Origin of the sequence: Microvirga sp. RSM25, from assembly GCF_044784385.1 — a bacterium.
Classification (GTDB): Bacteria; Pseudomonadota; Alphaproteobacteria; order Rhizobiales; family Beijerinckiaceae; genus Microvirga; species Microvirga tunisiensis.
On sequence record NZ_CP173039.1, the window covers coordinates 1,671,942 to 1,691,576 of the forward strand.

The window sequence follows — 19,635 nt, forward strand, 5'->3', positions numbered from 1 at the left end:
GACTTACTTCGAGGGTGACGGGAAGTGGAAGGCCCGATGAGTTGCCAAGTAATGAAGGTTGCGCTCTGTCAGACCTGCGATGCGCAGCGGTTCCACCAAGCCAAATGTTCTCCGTGCTTCATCACTGAGCTTCGGTGAGATCATTACAGCCCCAGTTTCCTCGAACGATATGAAGCCTCGGTCGAAGAGGCCATCGATATGCACGGCGAGGAGCAATCCGTTGTCAGGATCGAGACGCTCCTTATTTGTGCAATTGCTCCACGGCTTGATGTGCGACGCTCGTAGCAACTCTGGCATTGCCAAACTTGTCAGTGCACATCTGCCGCGCCAGCGCTCGAGAAGATCATTTCGGAATTTCTGCTGACCTAGGCGAGCCGCCCGAACAGTCTCGGTTTCAGTTTGTGGGTCTACCTCAGCAGAGCCGCCGCTTTCAGCAGCGGCAATCTCGTTAGGGGGCATCTTGCTTCCGCGAAGTCGCACAATGAAGGCTCGAATGGATTCGAGAGTTTCAAAGTCGAAGTCGATACCAAATGGTATCTCGTCTGACCCAGTATGCCGGCGCTTTGGGAAGGACCGCATTGTTGAGTTATGATAAAAGAACCGCGTGAGCGGGCGGCGTACTCCCGGGATAGCTGTAAGATCAGCTAGTTCGGTCTCCCAACGCGGATCAATGACGAGTACGTGGCTGTTACTTTCCCGTTTTAGGTAGATCACCAGCTCGCCTGAGCTCGTGCGCTGGGTCTTCACCTTCGGGGGCTCGACATTGAATCCCTCCCGAGCAAGTTCGGCGGCGATGGCGTCAGCCGATAGTGCTTGACGCCACCCTTCATCGAAACGCCATCGGACCTGCACAGGCGACGAATCGACTACAATGCCTGGTGTTCCTAAGCCAGCGTAAGTGAAGGGCTGGCGATCGGCGTCCCGATAGAAAATGTGTATGGGATATCGTTTGCTTACGAGATCTTCGATCTGGGGCTGATCTAGTCGGCTTCCCGACTTAGCTTCCCAAGCCAAGCAAGAGCCATCCCAATGGTTGGCATAATCATGGCCTGTGCGCCCTGGCGTTCCTATGTTGCAGAAAATGAAGAACTGGTCTCGATATTTTGTGTATCCAGTATCCCAGTTTCCGCCCCTGCGCGGCTCTGGAACGCCAAGAAGGTTTTGAACCTCAGCTCGGGTGTAGGTCTGTCCAACCTGGAAAAGCTCAGGAAGTCTAGTGGGTGCGTCTATACGGGTTACAGGCATTATCAGGCTCATGGAATCACCAGAGCTTTATCCTGCTCGGATAACACATCGGTTAACTCTTGTTTCGATGTAGACGCCGTGCAGCAGATCAGGACCTTATGGCTACACGTCAATAGCTGCGCTCTGCGATGGCGAAACCTATTTGCAAATTCGACTGCCAGACGAGTTGATCCCGAAATGGTCAAGCTTGGAGTGGTCGACAGAGGGACCTGAGCAGCGAAGACAATCTCATGGCGCTGTTGGGGTTGTCATAGCGGGCCTAGCTGAAAGACCAACAAAATTAACAAGAAACGCTGAGCAATTGGCGGAGAGGGGGAGATCCGAACTCCAGATCCGGTTCCCCATAGGCCGCATTTCGAGTGAGGTGCATTCGCCTACCGAACACCTGAGTACATCTTTCGACGAGAATCGTAGCCGGCCAGCTCTGTTTTTGCGTGACCCAGTTGTGACCCTAAAGTAAAAAGCCGCCCATCAAAAGAGCGGCTTCCTTAAACATTCCAAAGACTTAACTGAGAAGCATTACTTAATCTTGGCTTCCTTGAACTCCACGTGCTTCTTCACGACCGGATCGTACTTCTTCAGCGCGAGCTTTTCGGTCATCGTGCGCGAGTTCTTCTTCGTCACGTAAAAAAAGCCCGTGTCGGCGGTGGAGACGAGCTTCACTTTGATCGTTGCGGCTTTGGCCATGGTCGGGACCTCATGTTCGGTTTGGCGTTTCGCCCTACGGCATGGCGAAACGCAAAGGCCGGGCGAACCCGGCCGGAAAATCGTGGAATTCCCATGCCTGATTATCGCAGATCAGTCAAGGGCGGAGGCCATACCGCAAGGCGGATTGCTGGGATGTCCCGTCATCCCCGGCTGTCGCAGGACCGGGAAGATGATCCACCCACGCGCTCGAACCAGGGTGATTCCCATTGCCTCCGCTGAGGCAGCGGCAGGGAATGACAATGAGCACTGGATTACAGCAGCTCCCGCACGAAACGGCCACGCTGCTGGTGGAAGAACGGGACGGGCAGCTGCGGGCCGAATCCGGCGGCGATCCGGGCCTCCAGCTCATCCAGGATGACCGTCGTAATCGGGGGCAGGTCCAGTGCCTTGGCCTGGGCGATGGTGACCCAGGCCAGCTCCACGAGTTCCGCTTCCGGCCCGATGACCCCCTCGACCTCATCGGCGATGGCGGTGCGGTCAACGGCAAAGAATCGGGTGTCGAAGCGCCTGATGCGCTTGGGCGGCGTGATGGCCCGGCCGATGAAGTGGAGCGTCTCCAGATCGGGAAAGACACCCCGTTCCTGGAATGCCGTCCACGCGGTGCCAGCCGGCGCACTCTCGGGTCCGCCATAATCCTTGGTCCCGAGCAGAAGCCCGGTTTCCTCGAAGGTCTCGCGGATGGCGGCGAGGGCCAGCGCCCGGCTGCGCTGGGTCGAGGGACGAGTGACCCGCGCCATCAGAGCCTGCTCGGCGCGAGGATGAAGGGCGCCCGTGACCGTCATGGACCGGTCGCCGGCCTCGATCCGCCCGCCGGGAAAGACGAACTTGCCCGGCATGAATTTCAGGCCCGCATGGCGCTTGCCCATGAGAACCTTCGGGCTCTTGCCCTTGCGGTCGATGAGGATGAGGGTCGCGGCGTCGACGGGGCGGAGGGTGGGGAGCTTGGGGTTGGTCTCAGCGGAAACGAGGCGGTCCATCCTCGCCAGGGTCTCGGTGTCCGTCACGTGCGTTGTCCTCGTCGGCGTTCTTCTTGGTTCGGGCGGCGCCGAAGCCATGCATACCTAGCGCGTATTGCAGCCCCACGACAGCGCCTTTCACCGGCTGGAGCAGGGCGAGGCACAGGAACAGCGTCACGGCCGGCCAGATCGCGAGATGCACCCACATGGGCATCTCGAGCTTGGTCTCGGTCATGAGAATCCCGTAACCGACCAAGTGGCCGACGATGAAAATCACGATGTAAGGCGGCAGGTCATCGGCCCGGTGATGATGAAATTCCGTCCCACACGCCTCGCAATGGTCCACGACCTTGAGGAAACGGCCGAAGAGCCGGCCTTTGTCGCAGGCGGGACAGTGGCCCAGAAAGCCGCGCTTCATGGCCGGAATGGCCTTCACGTCGCCAGTTGCCGGCGATGCGGTCTCAATCGTCAAAGACATCCGTCGATCCTTAAAAACATCAGGCACGCCCGCGCCGCTTGACCTTCACGCGGGTCGGGGGGCGACCCTTTGGCGGTGCCGCCTTGCCTGCCTTGAAGCCCTGCGGCGGACGACGTCCGCCCTTCCCGGCGCCGCCGGTCCTGCCGGTGAAGCGTCCCTTGGTGAGGATCTCGAAGCGCAGCGCGCCCGCGATGGGCGCGGCCTCGACCAGCTTCACCTCCACCTTGTCGCCGAGACGATAGGTTTCACCCGTGTCGTCGCCGCGCATGGAGTGGGTTCGCTCGTCGTAGCGGTAGTAATCGTCGCCGATGGTGGCGGCCGGAACGAAGCCGTCCGCGCCGGTCTCCTTCAGCTTGACGAAGAGCCCCGCCTTCGTCACCCCCGAGATCTGTCCATCGAATGTGGCCCCGATCCGGTCGGCAAGGAAGTGCGCGATCAGGCGGTCGATTGTCTCACGCTCCGCCGCCATGGCGCGGCGCTCCGCGGCCGAGATCTTGGCGCTGATCTCGATCAGCTCTGCGCGGGTGGTGTCCGGCGGCAGTCCGTCCTTGCCGAGCTTGAGGGCCGTAATCAGAGCGCGATGGACGATGAGATCCGCATAGCGGCGGATAGGGGAGGTGAAGTGGGCATAGCGCCGAAGATTCAGGCCGAAATGGCCGTAATTTTCGGCCGAATACTCGGCCTGGGATTGCGAGCGCAGCACGACTTCGTTGATGAAGAGCTGATGCTCCGTATCCTCGACGCTGCGCAGGATGCGGTTGAACAGCTCCGGCTTCAACGCCCCCTGCGTCGGTAGCTTGAGGCCGATGGACGCCAGCACCTCGCTCAAAGCCCGCATCTTCTCGAGCGAAGGCTCATCATGGACCCGGTAGATCAGGTCGGATTCGGCCTTCTCCAGGCTCTCGGCTGCCGCGACATTGGCGAGGATCATGAACTCCTCGATGAGCTTGTGCGCCTCGAGCCGTTCGGGCACGAAGACCCGGTCCACGGTGCCGTCGGGATTGAGCATGATCTTGCGCTCGGGCAGATCGAGGAACAGCGGCTCACGGATATCGCGGGCTCGTCTCACGAGCTCATAGCCGGCCCAGAGAGGTTTCAGGATCGAGTCGAGGATCGGCCCCGTCACGTCGTCCGGCCTGCCGTCGATGGCAGCCTGCGCCTGGCCATAAGAGAGCTTCTCCGCCGAGCGCATCATGATCCGGTGGAAGCTGTGGCGAATCTTCCTCCCATCCGGCCCGATCACCATGCGCACGGCGAGCGCCGGGCGGTCTTCGCGCGGCCTCAACGAGCACAGATCGTTGGAGATCCGTTCCGGCAGCATCGGGACGACCCGGTCGGGAAAATACACCGAATTGCCGCGCTCCTGCGCCTCGCGGTCCATCGCCGAGCCGGGGCGGATATAGGCCGCGACGTCGGCGATGGCGACGGTGAGGATGTAGCCGCCTGCATTGTTCTGGTCCTCGTCCGGGACCGCATGGACCGCATCGTCGTGGTCCTTGGCATCCGGTGGGTCGATGGTGACGAGGGGCAGGTGCCGCCAATCCTCGCGCCCTTCGACAGAGACGGGCTGCGCCTTCTCGGCCTCGTCCAGAACCGCCTTCTGGAACTCGTTGGGGATGCTATGGGCGTAGATCGCGATCAGGCTCACGGCCTTTTCCGATTTGATCGTTCCCAGCCGCTCCTTCACCTTGGCGGTGGGCAGGCCGAAGCGGCCGTGCTTCACGACCGATACGGAGACCAGGTCGCCGTCCTGGGCCTCGCCTTCGTCGCCAGGCCTGATCTGCAGTTCCTGATCGCGGGCCTTCTTGTCCACGGGCACGAGCCTTCCGCCGCCCTCGGGCATAGCCCGGTACAGGCCGAGGACCTGCGCCTGCTTCTTGGCGATGATCCTGGTCACGCGGCCGGAATAGCGATGGATGTCGCCGGGCTTGAGCGGATCGACCCGCAGCAGCGCCCGGTCGCCCACGCCCGCCACCGGCATGCCGGGGCGCGGCTTGCGCGGCGAGACGATGATGATGGTCGGGATCGAGCCGTGCTCCTCCTCGTCCCATTCGGTCGGCACTGCGATCAACTCGCCGTCCCGATCCCGCTTGGTGATGTCGGCCAGCACGACCGGAGGCAGTTGGCCAGCCTTGTGAACCGTCTTGCCCCGGCGGTCGACGATGCCGTCAATCTCCAGGTCCTTGAGGATCTGCTTCAGCCAGATGCGGTCGTTGCCCTTGATTCCGAAGCGCTGCGCGATCTCCCGCTTGCCGACCTTGCCCTGGGCATGGGTGATGAAGGCGACGACCTCCTCCCGGTTTGGAAGGTCAGCGGATTGGTCGGCTTTGGAACGTTTGGGCAAGGGGAAAGCTCGTTGGGTTTACAGGATCTTCTCGCACGCAAGCGTGGCTGCGGCTAGTCCGAGCCGCTCGGCATCCATGATGACGCTCGGGCGGGGGAAGAGATCCGAGAGGCCAGGGCCATTCGGGCAAAAAATAAGGCCCCGATGACGGAGCCTTTGAGGGACCGGCCCGTGGGGGCAGAATGAGCCGGTGAGTTCATAAAACGTGCGGGATCGGAGATGGTTCCGGCTTTTTTGAAAATATTTCGAAAAAGTTCTGGAGACCTGAAATCATTGACGTCATCCCGGGGCTGACCCGGGATCTACGTCCTTTCGATCTAGCGACAACCAGACGTGGGTGGCCGGGACGAGCCGGGCCATGACCGATCGGATGTCATCCCCGGCAACCCGAAGCTTCCTTTAAATGTCCAGATCCGCCTCGTCGGCGAAGGCGGCGCGTTCCTGGATGAAGGCGAAGCGGGCTTCGGGCTTGTTGCCCATCAGGCGCTCGACCGCGTCGCTGGCTTCCGGCCTGTCGTCGGCTTCCACGACTACCTTCAGAAGCAGGCGCTTCTTCGGGTCCATCGTGGTTTCCTTCAACTGAGCCGGGAGCATCTCGCCGAGGCCTTTGAAGCGGCCGATCTCGACCTTGCCGTTGCCTTTGAACACCGTCTTCATCAGCTTTTCCCGGTCGGCATCGTCGCGGGCATAGGCCGATTTCGAGCCCTGGGTCAGCCGATAGAGGGGCGGGACCGCGAGATACAGGTGCCCGCCATCGATGAGGCGCGGCATCTGCCGGTAGAAGAAGGTGATCAGCAGCGAGGCGATGTGGGCGCCGTCCACGTCCGCGTCGGTCATGATGATGACCTTCTCGTAGCGCAGGTCGGAATCCTTGTAGTGAGAGCCCGCGCCGCAGCCCAGCGCCTGCACGAGGTCGGAGAGCTGCTGGTTTTGGTGCAGTTTCTCCCTGCCGGCCGAGGCCACGTTCAGGATCTTTCCACGCAGCGGAAGCACCGCCTGGGAGGCGCGGTCGCGGGCCTGCTTGGCGGAGCCGCCGGCCGAGTCGCCCTCGACGATGAAGAGCTCGGAGCCCTTCGCGCCGGCATTGGAACAATCCGCCAGCTTGCCGGGCAGGCGCAGCTTGCGGGTCGCGGTCTTGCGGGCGACCTCCTTCTCCTGGCGGCGGCGCAGGCGCTCCTCCGCCCGGTCGATGACCCAGTCGAGGAGCTTGTTGGCCTGCTGCGGAGCCGCCGCGAGCCAGTGGTCGAAGGTGTCGCGGATCGCGTTCTCGACGATGCGGCCGGCTTCCACCGTGGCCAGCTTGTCCTTGGTCTGACCCTGGAACTCCGGCTCGCGGATGAAGACCGAGAGCATGGACGCGCAGGTGGCCATCACGTCGTCGGTGGTCACGGCCGCCATGCGCTTCGACTGTCCCACGCGCTCGGCGTGCTCGCGCAGAGCCCGCAGGAGCGCGATGCGCAGGCCGTTCTCGTGGGTGCCGCCGTCAGGCGTCGGCACCGTGTTGCAGTACGAGATGGAGAACCCATCCTCGTTGGTCATCCAGGCGACTGCCCATTCCAGCGAGCCGTGGCTTCCGGGCTTGGTGATCTTGCCGGAGAAGAGCTGGTCCGTGACCAGGTCCTTCCCCTCGATATCGTGGAGCAGGTAGTCCTTCAGGCCGTTCGGGAATTTGAAGGTCGCTTCCGCCGGAACGTTCTCGGTGCCCTCGATCAGTGACGGCGCGCATTTCCAGCAGAATCTCGACGCCGCCGAACAGATAGGCTTTGGAGCGAGCCATCTTGAACAGGCGGCGCGGCTGGAAATGGGCGTCCTTGCCGAAGATCTGGTGATCGGGCTTGAAGCGCACTTTAGTGCCGCGCCGGTTGAGCACGCGACCGACAGTCTCCAGCTTGCCCTGCGGAAGGCCGCGGGCGAAGATCTGCCGATAGAGGGTCTGGCCGCGCGCCACCTCGACCTCGAGGATCTCGGAGAGGGCGTTCACCACCGAGACGCCGACGCCGTGCAGGCCGCCCGAGGTCTCATAGACCTTCGAGTCGAACTTGCCGCCCGCGTGCAGGGTGGTCATGATGACTTCGAGGGCCGACTTCTTCGGGAATTTCGGGTGCGGATCGACCGGGATGCCGCGGCCGTTGTCGGTCACGGACAGCCAGCCGCCTTCCTCCAACTCCACCTCGATGAAGGTCGCGTGTCCCGCGACCGCCTCGTCCATGGAGTTGTCGATCACCTCGGCGAAGAGATGGTGCAGGGCCTTCTCGTCCGTGCCGCCGATATACATGCCGGGGCGGCGGCGGACGGGCTCGAGCCCCTCCAGCACCTCGATGGCGGAAGCGTCATAGCCAGCTTCGCCCGGCGTGCCCTGTTGGGGCGCGGGACGAGACACCTTGACGGCGGCATTGCGGGCCGAGGCAGGTGCAGCGCGTTTGGCGGCTGCGCCCCCGAAGAGATCGTCATTGTCTGTCATTGGGACCTTGGTCCGAGATGATGATTCGCGTTTCTTTACACTATATCCCATGCCGTTTTTATACGTGAACAAAACGGAAACGGAAAGGGTAGTTTGTCGTCCGGTGGGACAAAAGCGAAATCAGGTTAGCTTGTAAAGGTTACCAGCGATTTCCCCGAAAGGATGTCTTTCGGCTGTCACAAGGAACTGTTTAAATTCCATTCACGTTGGAAAGGTTAAGCATGAGCTTGACGGGAGATTTGGGCGTGGCGACGCAGACGACTTTGGGACCGGCACAGAAACTTCACTTGGACCGCGCCGCGCGCAACGCCGGTGAGGCTTTCGCCTTCGAGGAGCCGGATACGACGCCTGTCGCTCACCGCTCCTACGGGTCCAGCCTGATCTGGCTCGGCATGGCCGCCGTCGCCGTGCTCGGGCTCGGACTAGTCTTCTAAATCCCCTGCATCCGGTTTACTGCCGAAAATACGAATGAGCCTCCGCTCAAGGCGTGTGCCGTAGGTCAGCAGAAAGAGCGTGACGAGCGTGCCGGCGATGGTGATGAACCAGGCGCCCAGGCCAGCCGTGACACCGAGGCCTGCCGCTATCCAGACGGTCGCCGCCGTCGTCAGGCCCTGAACCTGCATCTGGTCCCGGCCCCGCAGGATTGCCCCCGCACCCAGAAAGCCCAGACCCGTCATGATGCCCTGCACGACGCGGCTGACCGCATCCTGACCGAAATGAAGGCCCTCATAGACCGAGCCCGATAGGATTACGATGGCGGAGCCGAGGCCGACGAGACCGAGGGTGCGCATGCCGATCGGCTTGTTGTGAATGTCCCGGTTGATCCCGATGAGCATGCCGGCGATGGTTGCGCCACAGAGGCGCAACGTCATCTCGATCTGGTCGGCATATTCCACCGACAGCCAGGACAGCCACTCCCGCATCGGGATCAGCCTGCCTTGGCTGTCTTCTTGGCGGCTGCCGTCTTGGACGAGGCCTTCTTTGCAGCAGGCTTCTTGGCTGTACTCTTCTTCGCCGCCGTTTTCGTGCCGGTTTTCTTCGCGGCGGGCGCCTTGGCCGCAGCCTTCTTGGCCGGAGTCTTCTTGGCCGGAGCCTTGCGTCCACGGGTCGGTTTCTTCGACGGACCGGCTGCACGGCGGGCTTTGAGGAGGCCGATGGCCTCGTCCAGCGTCACCGCTTCGGCGGGAAGCGTACGCGGCAGGGTGGCGTTGGTCTCACCATCGGTCACGTAGGGCCCGAAGCGTCCGGCCTTCACCACGATGGGCTTGCCCGATTCCGGATCCTCGCCGAGGGGACGGCCGGGATCGGCCGCGCCGCGTCGGGCGCCACCTCCGCCGCTTTCCTTGGTGACGATCAGGTCGATCGCCCGGTTGGCGCCGATCTCCAGCACGTCGTCGCCAGGGCCGAGATTGGCGTAGATCTTGCCGTGCTGAACGTAAGGTCCGTAGCGGCCGATGCTCGCCAGGATCGGCTCACCCGATTCCGGATGGGTCGCCACCTGACGCGGCAGCGCCAGGAGCTTCAACGCCTTCTCCAGGTCGACCATAGCCGGGGACGTGCCCTTGGGCAGGGACGAGCGCTTGGGCTTCTCGCCTTCGCCGAGCTGGACGAAGGGACCGAAGCGGCCATCGCGAAGGGTGACTTCCAGGCCGGTCTCGGGATCCGTGCCCAGCACCTTCACCCCCGGCGTGCCGCCGTTCTCCGACGAGCCGTCGCCCTCGCCCTCGACGCCGTTGGCGGCGAGCTGGCGGGTGTACTTGCATTCGGGATAGTTCGAGCAGCCGATGAAGGCGCCGAACTTGCCCAATTTAAGAGAGCTGGCCCGTGCCGCAGGTCGGGCAGGTGCGCGGGTTGGAGCCGTCGCCCTTGTCCGGGAAAATATGCGGCCCGAGCAGCTCGTTGAGAGCGTCGAGCACTTCCGTGGTGCGCAGCTCCTTCGTCCCGCCGATGGCGGCGGAGAAGTCGCGCCAGAAGTCGCGCAGCACCTGCTTCCAGTCGATCTCAGAATTGGAGATCCGATCGAGCTGCTCCTCCAGATCCGCCGTGAAATCGTATTCCACATAGCGGCGGAAGAAGCTCTCCAGGAACGCGGTGACGATGCGGCCTTTGTCCTCGGGCACGAGCCGCTTCTTCTCGATCTTGACGTATTCGCGGTCGCGCAGGGTCTGCAACACGGCCGCGTAGGTCGAGGGACGGCCGATGCCGAGCTCCTCCATGCGCTTCACGAGGGATGCTTCCGAATAGCGCGGCGGCGGCTCTGTGAAGTGCTGGCTCGCAGCGATGCGGCGGCGTTCCAACGGATCGCCGGCCTTCATCGGCGGCAGGCGGCCCTCATCCTCGTCGCCTTCGTCGTCCTTGCTCTCGTTGTAGAGCGTGAGAAAGCCGTCGAACTTGATCACCTGGCCGGTCGCGCGCAGGTCGATCTTGCGCGGGCCGACCTGGGCCGCAATGTCGGCCGTGGTGCGCTCGAGTTCCGCCGATTCCATCTGGCTGGCCACAGTGCGGGTCCAGATCAGGTCGTAGAGTCGTGCCTGCTCGGGCTCCAGATACTTCGCCACCTGTTTCGGCAGGCGGCCCATGTCCGTTGGGCGGATGGCCTCGTGGGCTTCCTGGGCGTTCTTGGCCTTGGTCGTGTACTTGCGCGGCGCGGAAGGCACGTAGCGATCGCCGTATTCCTTGCCGATGACGCGGCGGGCGGCCTGCACGGCTTCCGGCGCCATGTCGACGCCGTCCGTACGCATATAGGTGATGAGGCCGACCGTCTCGCCGCCGATATCGACGCCCTCATAGAGCCGCTGCGCGATGCGCATGGTCTGGGCAGGCGCCAGGCCCAGCTTGCGCGAAGCCTCCTGCTGCAGGGTCGAGGTGGTGAAAGGCGGGTAAGGGTGGCGCTTGGCGGGCTTCGCCTCGATGTTCGCCACCGAGAAGGTCGCGAGCTCCAGGTCCTTCTTGAAGGCTTCCGCATCCTTGCCGTTGCCGATGTCGAGGCGCTGGATCTTCTTGCCGTCGGCGCCGACGAGGCGCGCGTCGAACACGCCGCCGTCCTTGGTGGCGAGGGTGGCGATCAGGGACCAGTACTCACGCGGCTTGAAGGTCTCGATCTCGAGCTCGCGATCGCAGACGAGGCGCAACGCCACCGACTGCACGCGGCCTGCCGAACGGGCGCCGGGCAGCTTGCGCCAGAGCACGGGAGAGAGGGTGAAGCCGACGAGATAGTCGAGGGCGCGGCGGGCCAGATAGGCGTCGACGAGCGCCTGGTCGATCTCGCGCGGCTGGCGCAGGGCCGCCAGCACCGCATCCTTGGTGATGGCGTTGAAGGTCACGCGCTCGACCGGCAGATCCTTGAGGACGCGCTTTTCACGCAGAGCTTCCAGCACGTGCCAGGAAATCGCCTCGCCTTCCCGGTCCGGGTCGGTGGCGAGGATGAGCTTCTCGGCTCCCTTGATCGCCCTGGCGATATCGGTGACCCGCTTCGAGCCCCTGTCCTCGAGCGTCCAGATCATACGGAAATCATCATCCGGGTCGACCGAGCCGTCCTTGGCGGGCAGATCGCGGATATGCCCAAAGGAGGCCAGGACCTCGTAATCCTTGCCGAGATACTTATTGATCGTCTTGGCCTTTGCAGGCGACTCGACGACGAGGACTTTCATGAACGATTTCCTAAAAGCGGGAGCAGGCGGATGCCCTGTTACCAGGGCAGACACGGCGGTCAGCCCCTGACGGTCGCAGGGCGGGATAAGTGGTTGATGATCGCCAACAAGTCAAATCGGACTTGTACGTATGTTTCCTATATGGCCACGAAGGCTCGCTCCAGCAAGGGAATTACCGCCGGCCCAAGGTCGTTGGCACCGATCATCCGGGAGGGGGCGGCAAGGCGGGTGAGGGCATAGGCCTCGGTGATTTGAGGTGGCGCGGAGCGGGCAAGGGCTGCGGTGGCGGCCAGGATGAAAAGCCGCTCCGCGACGAACCTGGCCTTCGCCTCGGCGTCGGAGGATTGGAGGGCCAGAACGATGTCCCGCGCGGCATCCGAGGCGCCGGGAAGCTCGGCAACGTCGGCCATCAGGCGCTCCAGAACGGAGGCCGCGACCTCAGGTTCCCGGTTCTCGGCGCGGAGGATGTCGAGGGCGATCACATTGCCCGAGCCCTCCCAGATCGCATTAACCGGGGCCTCACGGTAAAGCCGGGGCAGGGTGCTCTCCTCCACATAGCCATTGCCGCCGAGGCACTCCATGGCCTCGTAGAGGAGACGCGGAGCGGCCTTGCAGATGCCGAATTTGGCGGCCGGGGTGACGAGCCGGGCATAGGCCGCCTCGTGATCGTCGGAGCGCTCGACATCGAAGCTGTGTGCGGCCCGCAGGGCGAGAGCCGTCATGGCCTCGCTCTCCAGGGCGAGGTCCGCCAGCACCATCCGCATGGCGGGCTGGTCGATGAGCTTCTTCTGGAGCACGCTGCGATGCCGGGCATGGTGCATGGCGAGCGCCAGCCCCATCCGCACGAGGCCCGCCGAGGCCACGGCGCAGTCGAGGCGGGTCAGCTGCACCATCCCGATGATGGTGCGCACCCCGCGGCCTTCCTCGCCGATTCTCCAGGCAAAGGCCTCCTGGAACTCGATCTCGGAGGATGCATTCGACCGATTGCCGAGCTTGTCCTTCAGCCGCTGCAGGCGAACGGCGTTGAGCGAGCCGTCGGGCCGGAAGCGGGGAACGAGGAAGCAGGTGAGCCCGCCCGGAGCCTGGGCGAGCACCAGGAAAGCGTCGCACATCGGGGCCGACATGAACCATTTGTGGCCTGTAAGGGCATACTCGTCCCCGGCCTTGGCTGCGGCACGGGTCGTATTGGCGCGGACATCGGTGCCGCCCTGCTTCTCGGTCATGCCCATGCCGAGGGTGACGGCTGTCTTCTCCCAGAAGGGGATGAAGCGGGAATCGTAATCCCGTGAGCGGATCCTCGGCAGCCACTCGGCGAGTCGGCTGGGCGAAACCGCCAGCGCCGCCACCGAGGCATGGGTCATGGTGATGGGGCAGATATGCCCGCTCTCGACACCTGCCGCCGTATACAGCCGCGCTGCCCGCGCCACGTGGGCATGACCGGTCCTGTGTTCATCCCATGTCGAGGCATGGAGACCGTCCTCCATACTGGCCCGCAACAGCACATGGTAGGCGGGATGGAACTCGACCGCATCGATCCGGCAACCCCGCGCATCGTGAGTTCGCAGCTTCGGCGGGTTCTCGTTGGCGAGCCGGCCGATGTCGAGCCGTTCCGCCGAACCCCAGGCTTCGCCGAAGGCGACGAGGACCTCCGCCTCCGCCGCGTCGACGCCGCTGACCTTCACCGCGTCGAGCAGGGGACGGTTGGTCGCGATCAGGTTCACGTCGCCGAAGGGCGGCGTTTGGTTGAGAACGTCATGGGTGTCGAACGAGTGCATGGCCATCGCCCCGCAGCACAATCCCTGTTTATTCTAGGGTTGAATGGCGTCTCGCGTAGAGAGCCTGCTTGCCGCCGTTTGCCGGAGCGCCTATAGCCATCGCTTTAAGATGACTGACGCCCCCCGATCCGTATTTCCCCACCGGCATCTCCTCGGCATCGAGGGGCTGTCTCCTTTGGACATTCAGGCGCTTCTCGATCTGGCCGACGAACAGGTCGAGGTGAGCCGCCAGATCGAGAAGAGCAAGTCGAGCCTTCGCGGCCGGACCCAGATCAACCTCTTCTTCGAGGCCTCGACCCGCACGCAATCCTCCTTCGAGATCGCCGGCAAGCGCCTCGGCGCCGACGTGATGAACATGCAGGTCGCCTCGTCCTCGGTGAAGAAGGGCGAGACGCTGATCGACACGGCCGTGACGCTCAACGCCATGCGGCCCGACATCATCGTCGTGCGCCATCACGCGGCCGGTGCGGTCCATCTGCTCGCGCAGAAGGTCGACTGTTCGGTGGTCAATGCGGGTGACGGCGCGCACGAGCATCCGACCCAGGCCTTGCTCGATGCGCTCACCATGCGCCGCAACAAGGGCCGCATCGAAGGCCTCACCGTGGCGATCTGCGGCGACATCCTGCATTCGCGCGTCGCGCGCTCCAACATGATCCTGCTCGCCGCCATGGGCGCGCGGGTGCGTCTCGTCGCCCCCTCGACCCTGCTGCCGCCGGGCATCGCGCGGCTCGGGTTCGAGACCTTCACCAGCATGAAGGAGGGGCTGAAGGATGCGGACATCGTCATGATGCTGCGCCTGCAGCGCGAGCGCATGAACGGTTCCTTCGTGCCCTCGGTGAAGGAGTATTTCCGCTTCTACGGGCTCGATCAGGAGAAGCTCGCCTTCGCCAAGCCCGACGCGCTCGTGATGCATCCGGGGCCGATGAACCGAGGCGTGGAGATTTCGTCGGACGTGGCGGACGGCGCGCAGTCCCTGATCCGCGAGCAGGTCGAGATGGGCGTCGCCGTGCGCATGGCGGTGCTGGAGGCTCTGGCGAGCCATCTTCCGAACCGGTGAGAGGCGTCATGAGCAACCAACCCATCCTGTTCAAGAACGCCCGCCTGATCGATCCCGCCAGCGGCCGCGAGGAGCGTGGCGGGGTTCTGGTGCGCGACGGCGTCATCCAGGCTGTCGGCCCACAAATCGCGGAAGCGGCCGACGCGCAGGTGATCGATTGCGGCGGGCAGGTGCTCAGCCCCGGTCTTATCGACATGCGCGCCTTCATCGGCGAGCCGGGCGGTCCCTATCGCGAGACCCTCAAGAGCGCCGGCGAGGCGGCAGCGGCCGGTGGTGTCACCACCGTCGTGTCCATGCCCGATACGAGCCCGGTGCTCGACGATCCGGCCGTCATCGATTTCATCGTGCGCCGTGCGCGCGACACGTCCATCGTCAATATCTGCCCGGCCGCTGCCCTGACGAAGGGGCTGGAGGGGCAGGAGATGGCGGAGATCGGCCGCCTCAAGGAAGCCGGCGCCATCGCCTTCACGGACGGCGCACGCTCGCTCACGAATGCCCAGGTGATGCGCCGGGCACTGACCTACGCCCGCGATTTCGATGCGCTGATCATCCACCACGTGGAAGATCCCGACCTCGTCGGGCAGGGCGTGATGAACGAGGGCGAGTTTGCCTCACGGCTCGGGCTGCCCGGCATTCCGCGCGAGGCCGAGACGGTGATGCTCGAGCGCGACATCCGGCTCGTACGCCTCACGGGCGGGCGCTATCACGCGGCGATGATTTCCTGCGCCGATTCGGCGGAGATCGTGCGGGGCGCGAAGGAAAGAGGGCTGGCGGTCACCTGCGGGGTCTCCATCAATCACTTGGCCCTCAACGAGAACGACATCGGCGATTACCGGACCTTCCTGAAGCTCTCGCCACCGCTCCGCCACGAGGACGACCGGCAGGCGATGATCGAGGCGCTGGCCGACGGCACCATCGACGTGATCGTCTCGGATCACAATCCACAGGATGTGGAGAACAAGCGGCTGCCCTTCGCCGAGGCAGCCAACGGGGCGGTCGGGCTCGAAACGCTGCTCTCGGCGGCTTTGCGCCTCGTCCATGCGGGCCACATCCCGCTGCCCAGGCTCCTGCACGCGCTTTCCACGAAACCCGCAGAAATCCTCGGGCTTCCGGGCGGCCGTCTTGCCGTGGGCGCACCGGCCGATCTCATCGTCTTCGATCCGGATGCGCCTTACGTTCTCGACAAGCGCCAGCTCAAGTCTCTGTCGAAGAACACGCCCTTCGACGAGGCCCGCCTGGAAGGACAGGTTTCGATGACGATGGTTGCGGGCAGGGTAGTTTTTCAGCGCGATACGATGTAACGAGAAATGAATGTCTGACGAAGCCAACCTCCTGCACCTGCTGGCCGCTCTGATCTTCGGCTACCTTCTGGGCTCGATTCCGTTCGGCCTGATCTTCACCCGCATGGCGGGCCTGGGCGATGTGCGAAAGATCGGTTCCGGCAATATCGGCGCCACCAACGTGCTGCGCACAGGGCGTAAGGGCCTCGCCGCCGCGACTCTGGTCGGCGATGCGCTCAAAGGCACGGCCGCGGTGTTGATCGCCGCGCAATGGGGGCCGCAATTCGCAACCGTTGCGGCACTCGGTGCCTTCATGGGCCATCTCTTTCCCGTGTGGCTCAAGTTCAAGGGCGGCAAGGGCGTCGCGACCTTCATCGGTGTCCTGATTGGCCTCAAGCCGCTGGCCGCCCTGATCTTCGTCCTGATCTGGATCGGGGTCGCCTTCGCCAGCCGCTATTCCTCGCTCTCCGCCCTGATCGCCAGCGCTGCGACGCCCATCGTCCTTTGGCTTCTCGGTGAGCCCGGAATGGCCGGAACGACGATCATCCTCGTGGCGCTCCTCTGGTGGAAGCACAGCCAGAACATCAGCCGCCTTCTCGCCGGGACCGAGGGCAAGATTGGGCAGAAGGGATAATCCATGATCCTGACGGATGAGCAGCGTCTCGATTGGCTTCGCCTCATCCGCTCGGAGAAAGTGGGCCCGCGCACCTTCCGCGCCCTGATCAACCAATATGGCGGCGCCGCCGGTGCCCTGGAGGCCTTGCCGGATCTCGCCCGTCGCGGCGGGCGCCTGATGCTGAAGGTCTGCAGCCGGGCGGAGGCCGAGAAGGAGATGGCCGCTGCCAGGCGCCTTGGCGTTCGCTTCATCGCAATGGGCGAGCCGGATTATCCGAAAACCCTGCAGGCCGTCGATACCGCACCGCCCCTGTTTGCCCTTCGCGGGTCGGCCGACGTTCTGGCCAGACCCTCCGTTGCCATCGTCGGATCGCGCAACGCCTCGGCCTCCGGCCTGACCTTCGCGGAGCGCCTAGCGCGCCAGCTCGGCGAGGCCGGATACGTGGTGGTGTCCGGGCTGGCACGAGGCATCGACACGAAGGCCCACAAGGCGACGCTGGAGACCGGAACGGTTGCCGTCCTGGCCGGTGGTCACGACCGGATCTATCCGGCCCAGAACCAGCCGCTGCTGCAGGCCATCGTGGAACAGGGCGGGGCGGTGATTTCAGAGATGCCCATGGACTGGGAGCCGCGGGGACGGGATTTTCCGCGCCGGAACAGAATCGTGTCGGGTCTCTCCTACGGCGTCATCGTCGTCGAAGCAGCGCGGCGCTCGGGCTCGCTCATCACCGCACGCTTCGCGCTGGAGCAGGGGCGGGAGGTCTTTGCCGTTCCGGGCTCGCCGCTCGACCCCCGCGCCGAGGGCACGAACGATCTCATCCGCGAGGGCGCGACCCTCTGCGCCGGCGTCGAGCATGTGACGAGCGTCCTGGAGCCTCTGATCGCCTCCGGTCCCCGCCTCGACCAGGGTGCGGAGGAGCCGCACTACACTCTCGGCTCCGAAGAGCTTTGGGACGAACTGGACCTCCCCGACATCGTCCGCGCTCCCGTGCGGCCGGTCATGCCCGAGGCTGGACTCAATGAGGAAGCGGGTGCGGACGAGGCCGATCTGATCGCTTTTCTCGGACCCTCGCCGGTTGCTGTCGACGATCTCGTCCGGCAGTCCGGCCTCTCGATCCGCAATGTTCAGATGGCCCTGCTGGAGCTAGAGATCGCCGGACGCCTGGAACGCCACGGCGGCAATGCGGTGTCGCTGATTGTCGGGCGTTGAACGGCTTACCGGTCCTTTTCAGCCACTTGAACCGTCCTGATGGCCTCCAAGCGCACCATATCCAGGAGATAGGTCAGAAGATCGAGCCTTGCCTCACGGGCGAGGAACGATAGCTCCGCGGCAAATTCAGAAATGTACTGAGCCGTTTCCGTCACCGACATGCCTGCCTGACCAGGGTCGGCCGCACCGGCCGTCGCCTGCTGATCGTTCGGAGCCGGGGCTTTGAGGAATTGGCGCGGGGGTTTGGACATCGAGGCCGACACTGTCCCTTTGTTTCAAGTCAGCTAGATAGTAGCACAACCAAAAATAAAACAAGTGCATTTTACCTAACCTTAGGTTGTATAATCAGCTCAAAAGGGAGATCATTAGTGGCATCGACGCGAGGGCCAGCAGCGTCTGCAGGGTCAGGATCTCGGCCATGAGGCTGGCATTGCCGCCCATCTGGCGGGCGAGCACATAGGCGGCGCTGGCTGATGGTACGGATGCCGCGATGATCGTCACCGTCACGTCGCTGCCGGTTACACCGATGAAGCCGGCAAAAGTCACTGCGATGATCGGCATCAGGATGAGTTTGAGGCCCGCAGCCAGTACATGAGGCAAGCCGGGGCTGGCGAGCCTTCGGATGTCGAGGCCTGCGCCGACGATCAGCAAACCTGCCGCCAGCGCCGCCCGCCCCACCACCTCGATATACCCCGCGATAGGCTTCGGAAGCGGCGGAGCCAGGACATTGAGCACGAGGCCCACGGCGCAGGACCAGATGAAGGGGTTGGTCAGGAACGAGCGCAGGATGTCCCACGGGCTCTGCCTGGGCCTGCCTGCGAACCGGATGAAGACATAGAAGGCCAGCAGGTTGAGGAGCGGCACCATGGCCGCGATGGCGACCGCGATCAGGGCGATTCCGCGCTGTCCGAACAGGCTTCCCGCGACCGCAAGCCCGACGAAGGTGTTCCAGCGCGTCGCGCCCTGGAAGATGGAGGTGAAGCTCGGACCGTCGATACCGAGCCTGCGCTCCAACACGGGCCTCAAGGCCAGCACGAGGGCGGCCATCGTCAGGATGGCGCCGATCAACGCGCCGCCGACGCCGAGGACGGGCACGGAAGAAAGGTCGGCGCGGGACAAGGTGTCGATGATGAGAGCCGGAAAAAAGATCACGTAGGTGGCGCGCTCAAGCCCGGCCCAGTGCTGCTCGCTCACGAAATTCGTCGCCCGGCAGAGCCAGCCGGTGGCGATGATCAGGAAGGTCGGGATCAGGCTGGCGAGAATGGCAGACATGGAAAGCCATGGAAGAAGCCGGAGGATGCGCTCCGGGAGAAGCTGCGTGCATGAGGCGCTTAAGTCCTATCGAGGCCATCGACAAGCGCCGGATAAGCTTGCATTGGAATTCGATCCTGACGCCCCACTTGTTTTTCTCCCGTCCGGTCCGAGGCCCTTGATGATCCAGGTGACGAATTCCATCGCGCTCGATGAATCGGAGCTCCAGGAAAGCTTCATCCGCGCCTCCGGTCCGGGCGGCCAGAACGTCAACAAGGTCGAAACAGCCGTTCAGCTGCGCTTCGACGTGCGCAATTCCCCGTCTTTGCCCGATTATGTGAAGGAGAAACTGGAACGGCTGGCCGGAAAGCGGCTCACGAATGAGGGCGTTCTCGTCATCACGGCCCAGCGTTTCCGCAGTCAGGAGCACAACCGGGAGGATGCGGTCGAACGTCTGGTCGAGCTGATCCGTCAGGCGACCGAGCGCCCGAAGCCGCGCCGCCCCACGCGGCCGACTCTGGCATCGAAGAAACGCAGGCTCGAGGCGAAGGGGCGGCGGTCCGATATCAAGAAGGGTCGCAGCGGTAAGCCGGGCTTCGACTGAG

15 protein-coding genes and 2 pseudogenes are annotated in these 19,635 nt (G+C 63.8%); 6 read left to right on the forward strand and 11 right to left on the reverse strand.

Annotated elements, in window-relative coordinates; genetic code table 11:
* Positions 1-3: 3 nt before the first annotated feature.
* The 6 genes and pseudogenes from ACD578_RS07920 to parE all read right to left on the reverse strand — a co-directional run bounded on the left by ACD578_RS07920 (position 4) and on the right by parE (position 8,192).
* Complete coding sequence (locus ACD578_RS07920; RefSeq protein ID WP_404292148.1) at positions 4-1,257, reverse strand: HNH endonuclease; 1,254 nt, start codon at positions 1,255-1,257, stop codon at positions 4-6.
* Positions 1,258-1,764: 507 nt separating this feature from the next.
* A complete protein-coding gene (gene rpmG / locus ACD578_RS07925; RefSeq protein ID WP_152717461.1) occupies positions 1,765-1,932 on the reverse strand; it encodes a 50S ribosomal protein L33 in 168 nt (55 codons plus the stop codon).
* Positions 1,933-2,204: 272 nt separating this feature from the next.
* Entirely contained in the window at positions 2,205-2,930 is a 726-nt protein-coding gene (locus ACD578_RS07930; RefSeq protein ID WP_404293750.1) for an NUDIX hydrolase, read from the reverse strand.
* Complete coding sequence (locus tag ACD578_RS07935) at positions 2,908-3,387, reverse strand: DUF983 domain-containing protein (protein ID WP_404292149.1); 480 nt, start codon at positions 3,385-3,387, stop codon at positions 2,908-2,910. The genes ACD578_RS07930 and ACD578_RS07935 overlap by 23 nt, the downstream gene beginning before the upstream one ends.
* 19 nt (positions 3,388-3,406) lie before the next feature.
* Positions 3,407-5,731, reverse strand: a complete 2,325-nt coding sequence (gene rnr, locus ACD578_RS07940) for a ribonuclease R (RefSeq protein ID WP_404292150.1) — start codon at positions 5,729-5,731, stop codon at positions 3,407-3,409.
* 399 nt (positions 5,732-6,130) lie between these two features.
* Positions 6,131-8,192, reverse strand: a pseudogene (gene parE, locus ACD578_RS07945) (DNA topoisomerase IV subunit B).
* A 221-nt stretch (positions 8,193-8,413) separates the two neighbouring features.
* Between parE and ACD578_RS07950 the strand changes: the two are divergent.
* Positions 8,414-8,626: a hypothetical protein gene (locus ACD578_RS07950; RefSeq protein ID WP_404292151.1), complete on the forward strand. Its 213-nt coding sequence runs from the start codon at positions 8,414-8,416 to the stop codon at positions 8,624-8,626.
* Here ACD578_RS07950 and ACD578_RS07955 read toward each other — a convergent pair.
* From ACD578_RS07955 to ACD578_RS07965, 3 genes and pseudogenes are all read right to left on the reverse strand, one after another.
* On the reverse strand, positions 8,615-9,115 hold the full coding sequence (locus ACD578_RS07955; protein WP_404292152.1) for an MgtC/SapB family protein: 501 nt from the start codon (positions 9,113-9,115) through the stop codon (positions 8,615-8,617). The genes ACD578_RS07950 and ACD578_RS07955 overlap by 12 nt on opposite strands.
* Before the next feature lie 5 nt (positions 9,116-9,120).
* Positions 9,121-11,842 (reverse strand): annotated as a pseudogene (topA, locus tag ACD578_RS07960) (type I DNA topoisomerase).
* Between the two features lie 137 nt (positions 11,843-11,979).
* Entirely contained in the window at positions 11,980-13,623 is a 1,644-nt protein-coding gene (locus tag ACD578_RS07965; RefSeq protein WP_404292154.1) for an isovaleryl-CoA dehydrogenase, read from the reverse strand.
* 103 nt (positions 13,624-13,726) lie between these two features.
* On the opposite strand from ACD578_RS07965, the gene ACD578_RS07970 reads away from it, so the two are divergent.
* From ACD578_RS07970 to dprA, 4 genes are read left to right on the forward strand one after another with little or no spacing between them, the layout of a single operon-like run.
* On the forward strand, positions 13,727-14,674 hold the full coding sequence (locus ACD578_RS07970; protein ID WP_404292155.1) for an aspartate carbamoyltransferase catalytic subunit: 948 nt from the start codon (positions 13,727-13,729) through the stop codon (positions 14,672-14,674).
* Between the two features lie 8 nt (positions 14,675-14,682).
* Entirely contained in the window at positions 14,683-15,975 is a 1,293-nt protein-coding gene (locus ACD578_RS07975; RefSeq protein WP_404292156.1) for a dihydroorotase, read from the forward strand.
* Positions 15,976-15,985: 10 nt separating this feature from the next.
* The gene (gene plsY, locus ACD578_RS07980; protein WP_404292157.1) at positions 15,986-16,588 is read left to right on the forward strand and encodes a glycerol-3-phosphate 1-O-acyltransferase PlsY; all 603 of its coding nucleotides are present in this window, start codon (positions 15,986-15,988) and stop codon (positions 16,586-16,588) included.
* A gap of 3 nt (positions 16,589-16,591) precedes the next feature.
* A complete protein-coding gene (gene dprA / locus ACD578_RS07985; protein ID WP_404292158.1) occupies positions 16,592-17,779 on the forward strand; it encodes a DNA-processing protein DprA in 1,188 nt (395 codons plus the stop codon).
* A 5-nt stretch (positions 17,780-17,784) separates the two neighbouring features.
* Here the strand turns inward: dprA and ACD578_RS07990 are convergent, their stop codons facing one another.
* Positions 17,785-18,030, reverse strand: coding sequence for a hypothetical protein (locus ACD578_RS07990; protein WP_404292159.1), 246 nt, complete (start codon positions 18,028-18,030; stop codon positions 17,785-17,787).
* A 94-nt stretch (positions 18,031-18,124) separates the two neighbouring features.
* A complete protein-coding gene (locus tag ACD578_RS07995; protein WP_152713215.1) occupies positions 18,125-19,051 on the reverse strand; it encodes an AEC family transporter in 927 nt (308 codons plus the stop codon).
* A 160-nt stretch (positions 19,052-19,211) separates the two neighbouring features.
* Between ACD578_RS07995 and arfB the strand changes: the two genes are divergently transcribed.
* A complete protein-coding gene (gene arfB / locus ACD578_RS08000) occupies positions 19,212-19,634 on the forward strand; it encodes an alternative ribosome rescue aminoacyl-tRNA hydrolase ArfB (RefSeq protein WP_404292160.1) in 423 nt (140 codons plus the stop codon).
* Position 19,635 lies beyond the last annotated feature (1 nt).

What these genes read in the sequence shown, in the direction of transcription:
- ACD578_RS07920 (WP_404292148.1), bottom strand. Translation starts at nt 1,257, where the DNA reads ATGAGCCTGATAATGCCTGTAACCCGTATAGACGCACCCACTAGACTT.
- rpmG (WP_152717461.1), bottom strand. Translation starts at nt 1,932, where the DNA reads ATGGCCAAAGCCGCAACGATCAAAGTGAAGCTCGTCTCCACCGCCGAC.
- ACD578_RS07930 (WP_404293750.1), bottom strand. Translation starts at nt 2,930, where the DNA reads ATGGACCGCCTCGTTTCCGCTGAGACCAACCCCAAGCTCCCCACCCTC.
- ACD578_RS07935 (WP_404292149.1), bottom strand. Translation starts at nt 3,387, where the DNA reads ATGTCTTTGACGATTGAGACCGCATCGCCGGCAACTGGCGACGTGAAG.
- ACD578_RS07950 (WP_404292151.1), top strand. Translation starts at nt 8,414, where the DNA reads ATGAGCTTGACGGGAGATTTGGGCGTGGCGACGCAGACGACTTTGGGA.
- ACD578_RS07955 (WP_404292152.1), bottom strand. Translation starts at nt 9,115, where the DNA reads ATGCGGGAGTGGCTGTCCTGGCTGTCGGTGGAATATGCCGACCAGATC.
- ACD578_RS07965 (WP_404292154.1), bottom strand. Translation starts at nt 13,623, where the DNA reads ATGGCCATGCACTCGTTCGACACCCATGACGTTCTCAACCAAACGCCG.
- ACD578_RS07970 (WP_404292155.1), top strand. Translation starts at nt 13,727, where the DNA reads ATGACTGACGCCCCCCGATCCGTATTTCCCCACCGGCATCTCCTCGGC.
- ACD578_RS07975 (WP_404292156.1), top strand. Translation starts at nt 14,683, where the DNA reads ATGAGCAACCAACCCATCCTGTTCAAGAACGCCCGCCTGATCGATCCC.
- plsY (WP_404292157.1), top strand. Translation starts at nt 15,986, where the DNA reads ATGTCTGACGAAGCCAACCTCCTGCACCTGCTGGCCGCTCTGATCTTC.
- dprA (WP_404292158.1), top strand. Translation starts at nt 16,592, where the DNA reads ATGATCCTGACGGATGAGCAGCGTCTCGATTGGCTTCGCCTCATCCGC.
- ACD578_RS07990 (WP_404292159.1), bottom strand. Translation starts at nt 18,030, where the DNA reads ATGTCCAAACCCCCGCGCCAATTCCTCAAAGCCCCGGCTCCGAACGAT.
- ACD578_RS07995 (WP_152713215.1), bottom strand. Translation starts at nt 19,051, where the DNA reads ATGTCTGCCATTCTCGCCAGCCTGATCCCGACCTTCCTGATCATCGCC.
- arfB (WP_404292160.1), top strand. Translation starts at nt 19,212, where the DNA reads ATGATCCAGGTGACGAATTCCATCGCGCTCGATGAATCGGAGCTCCAG.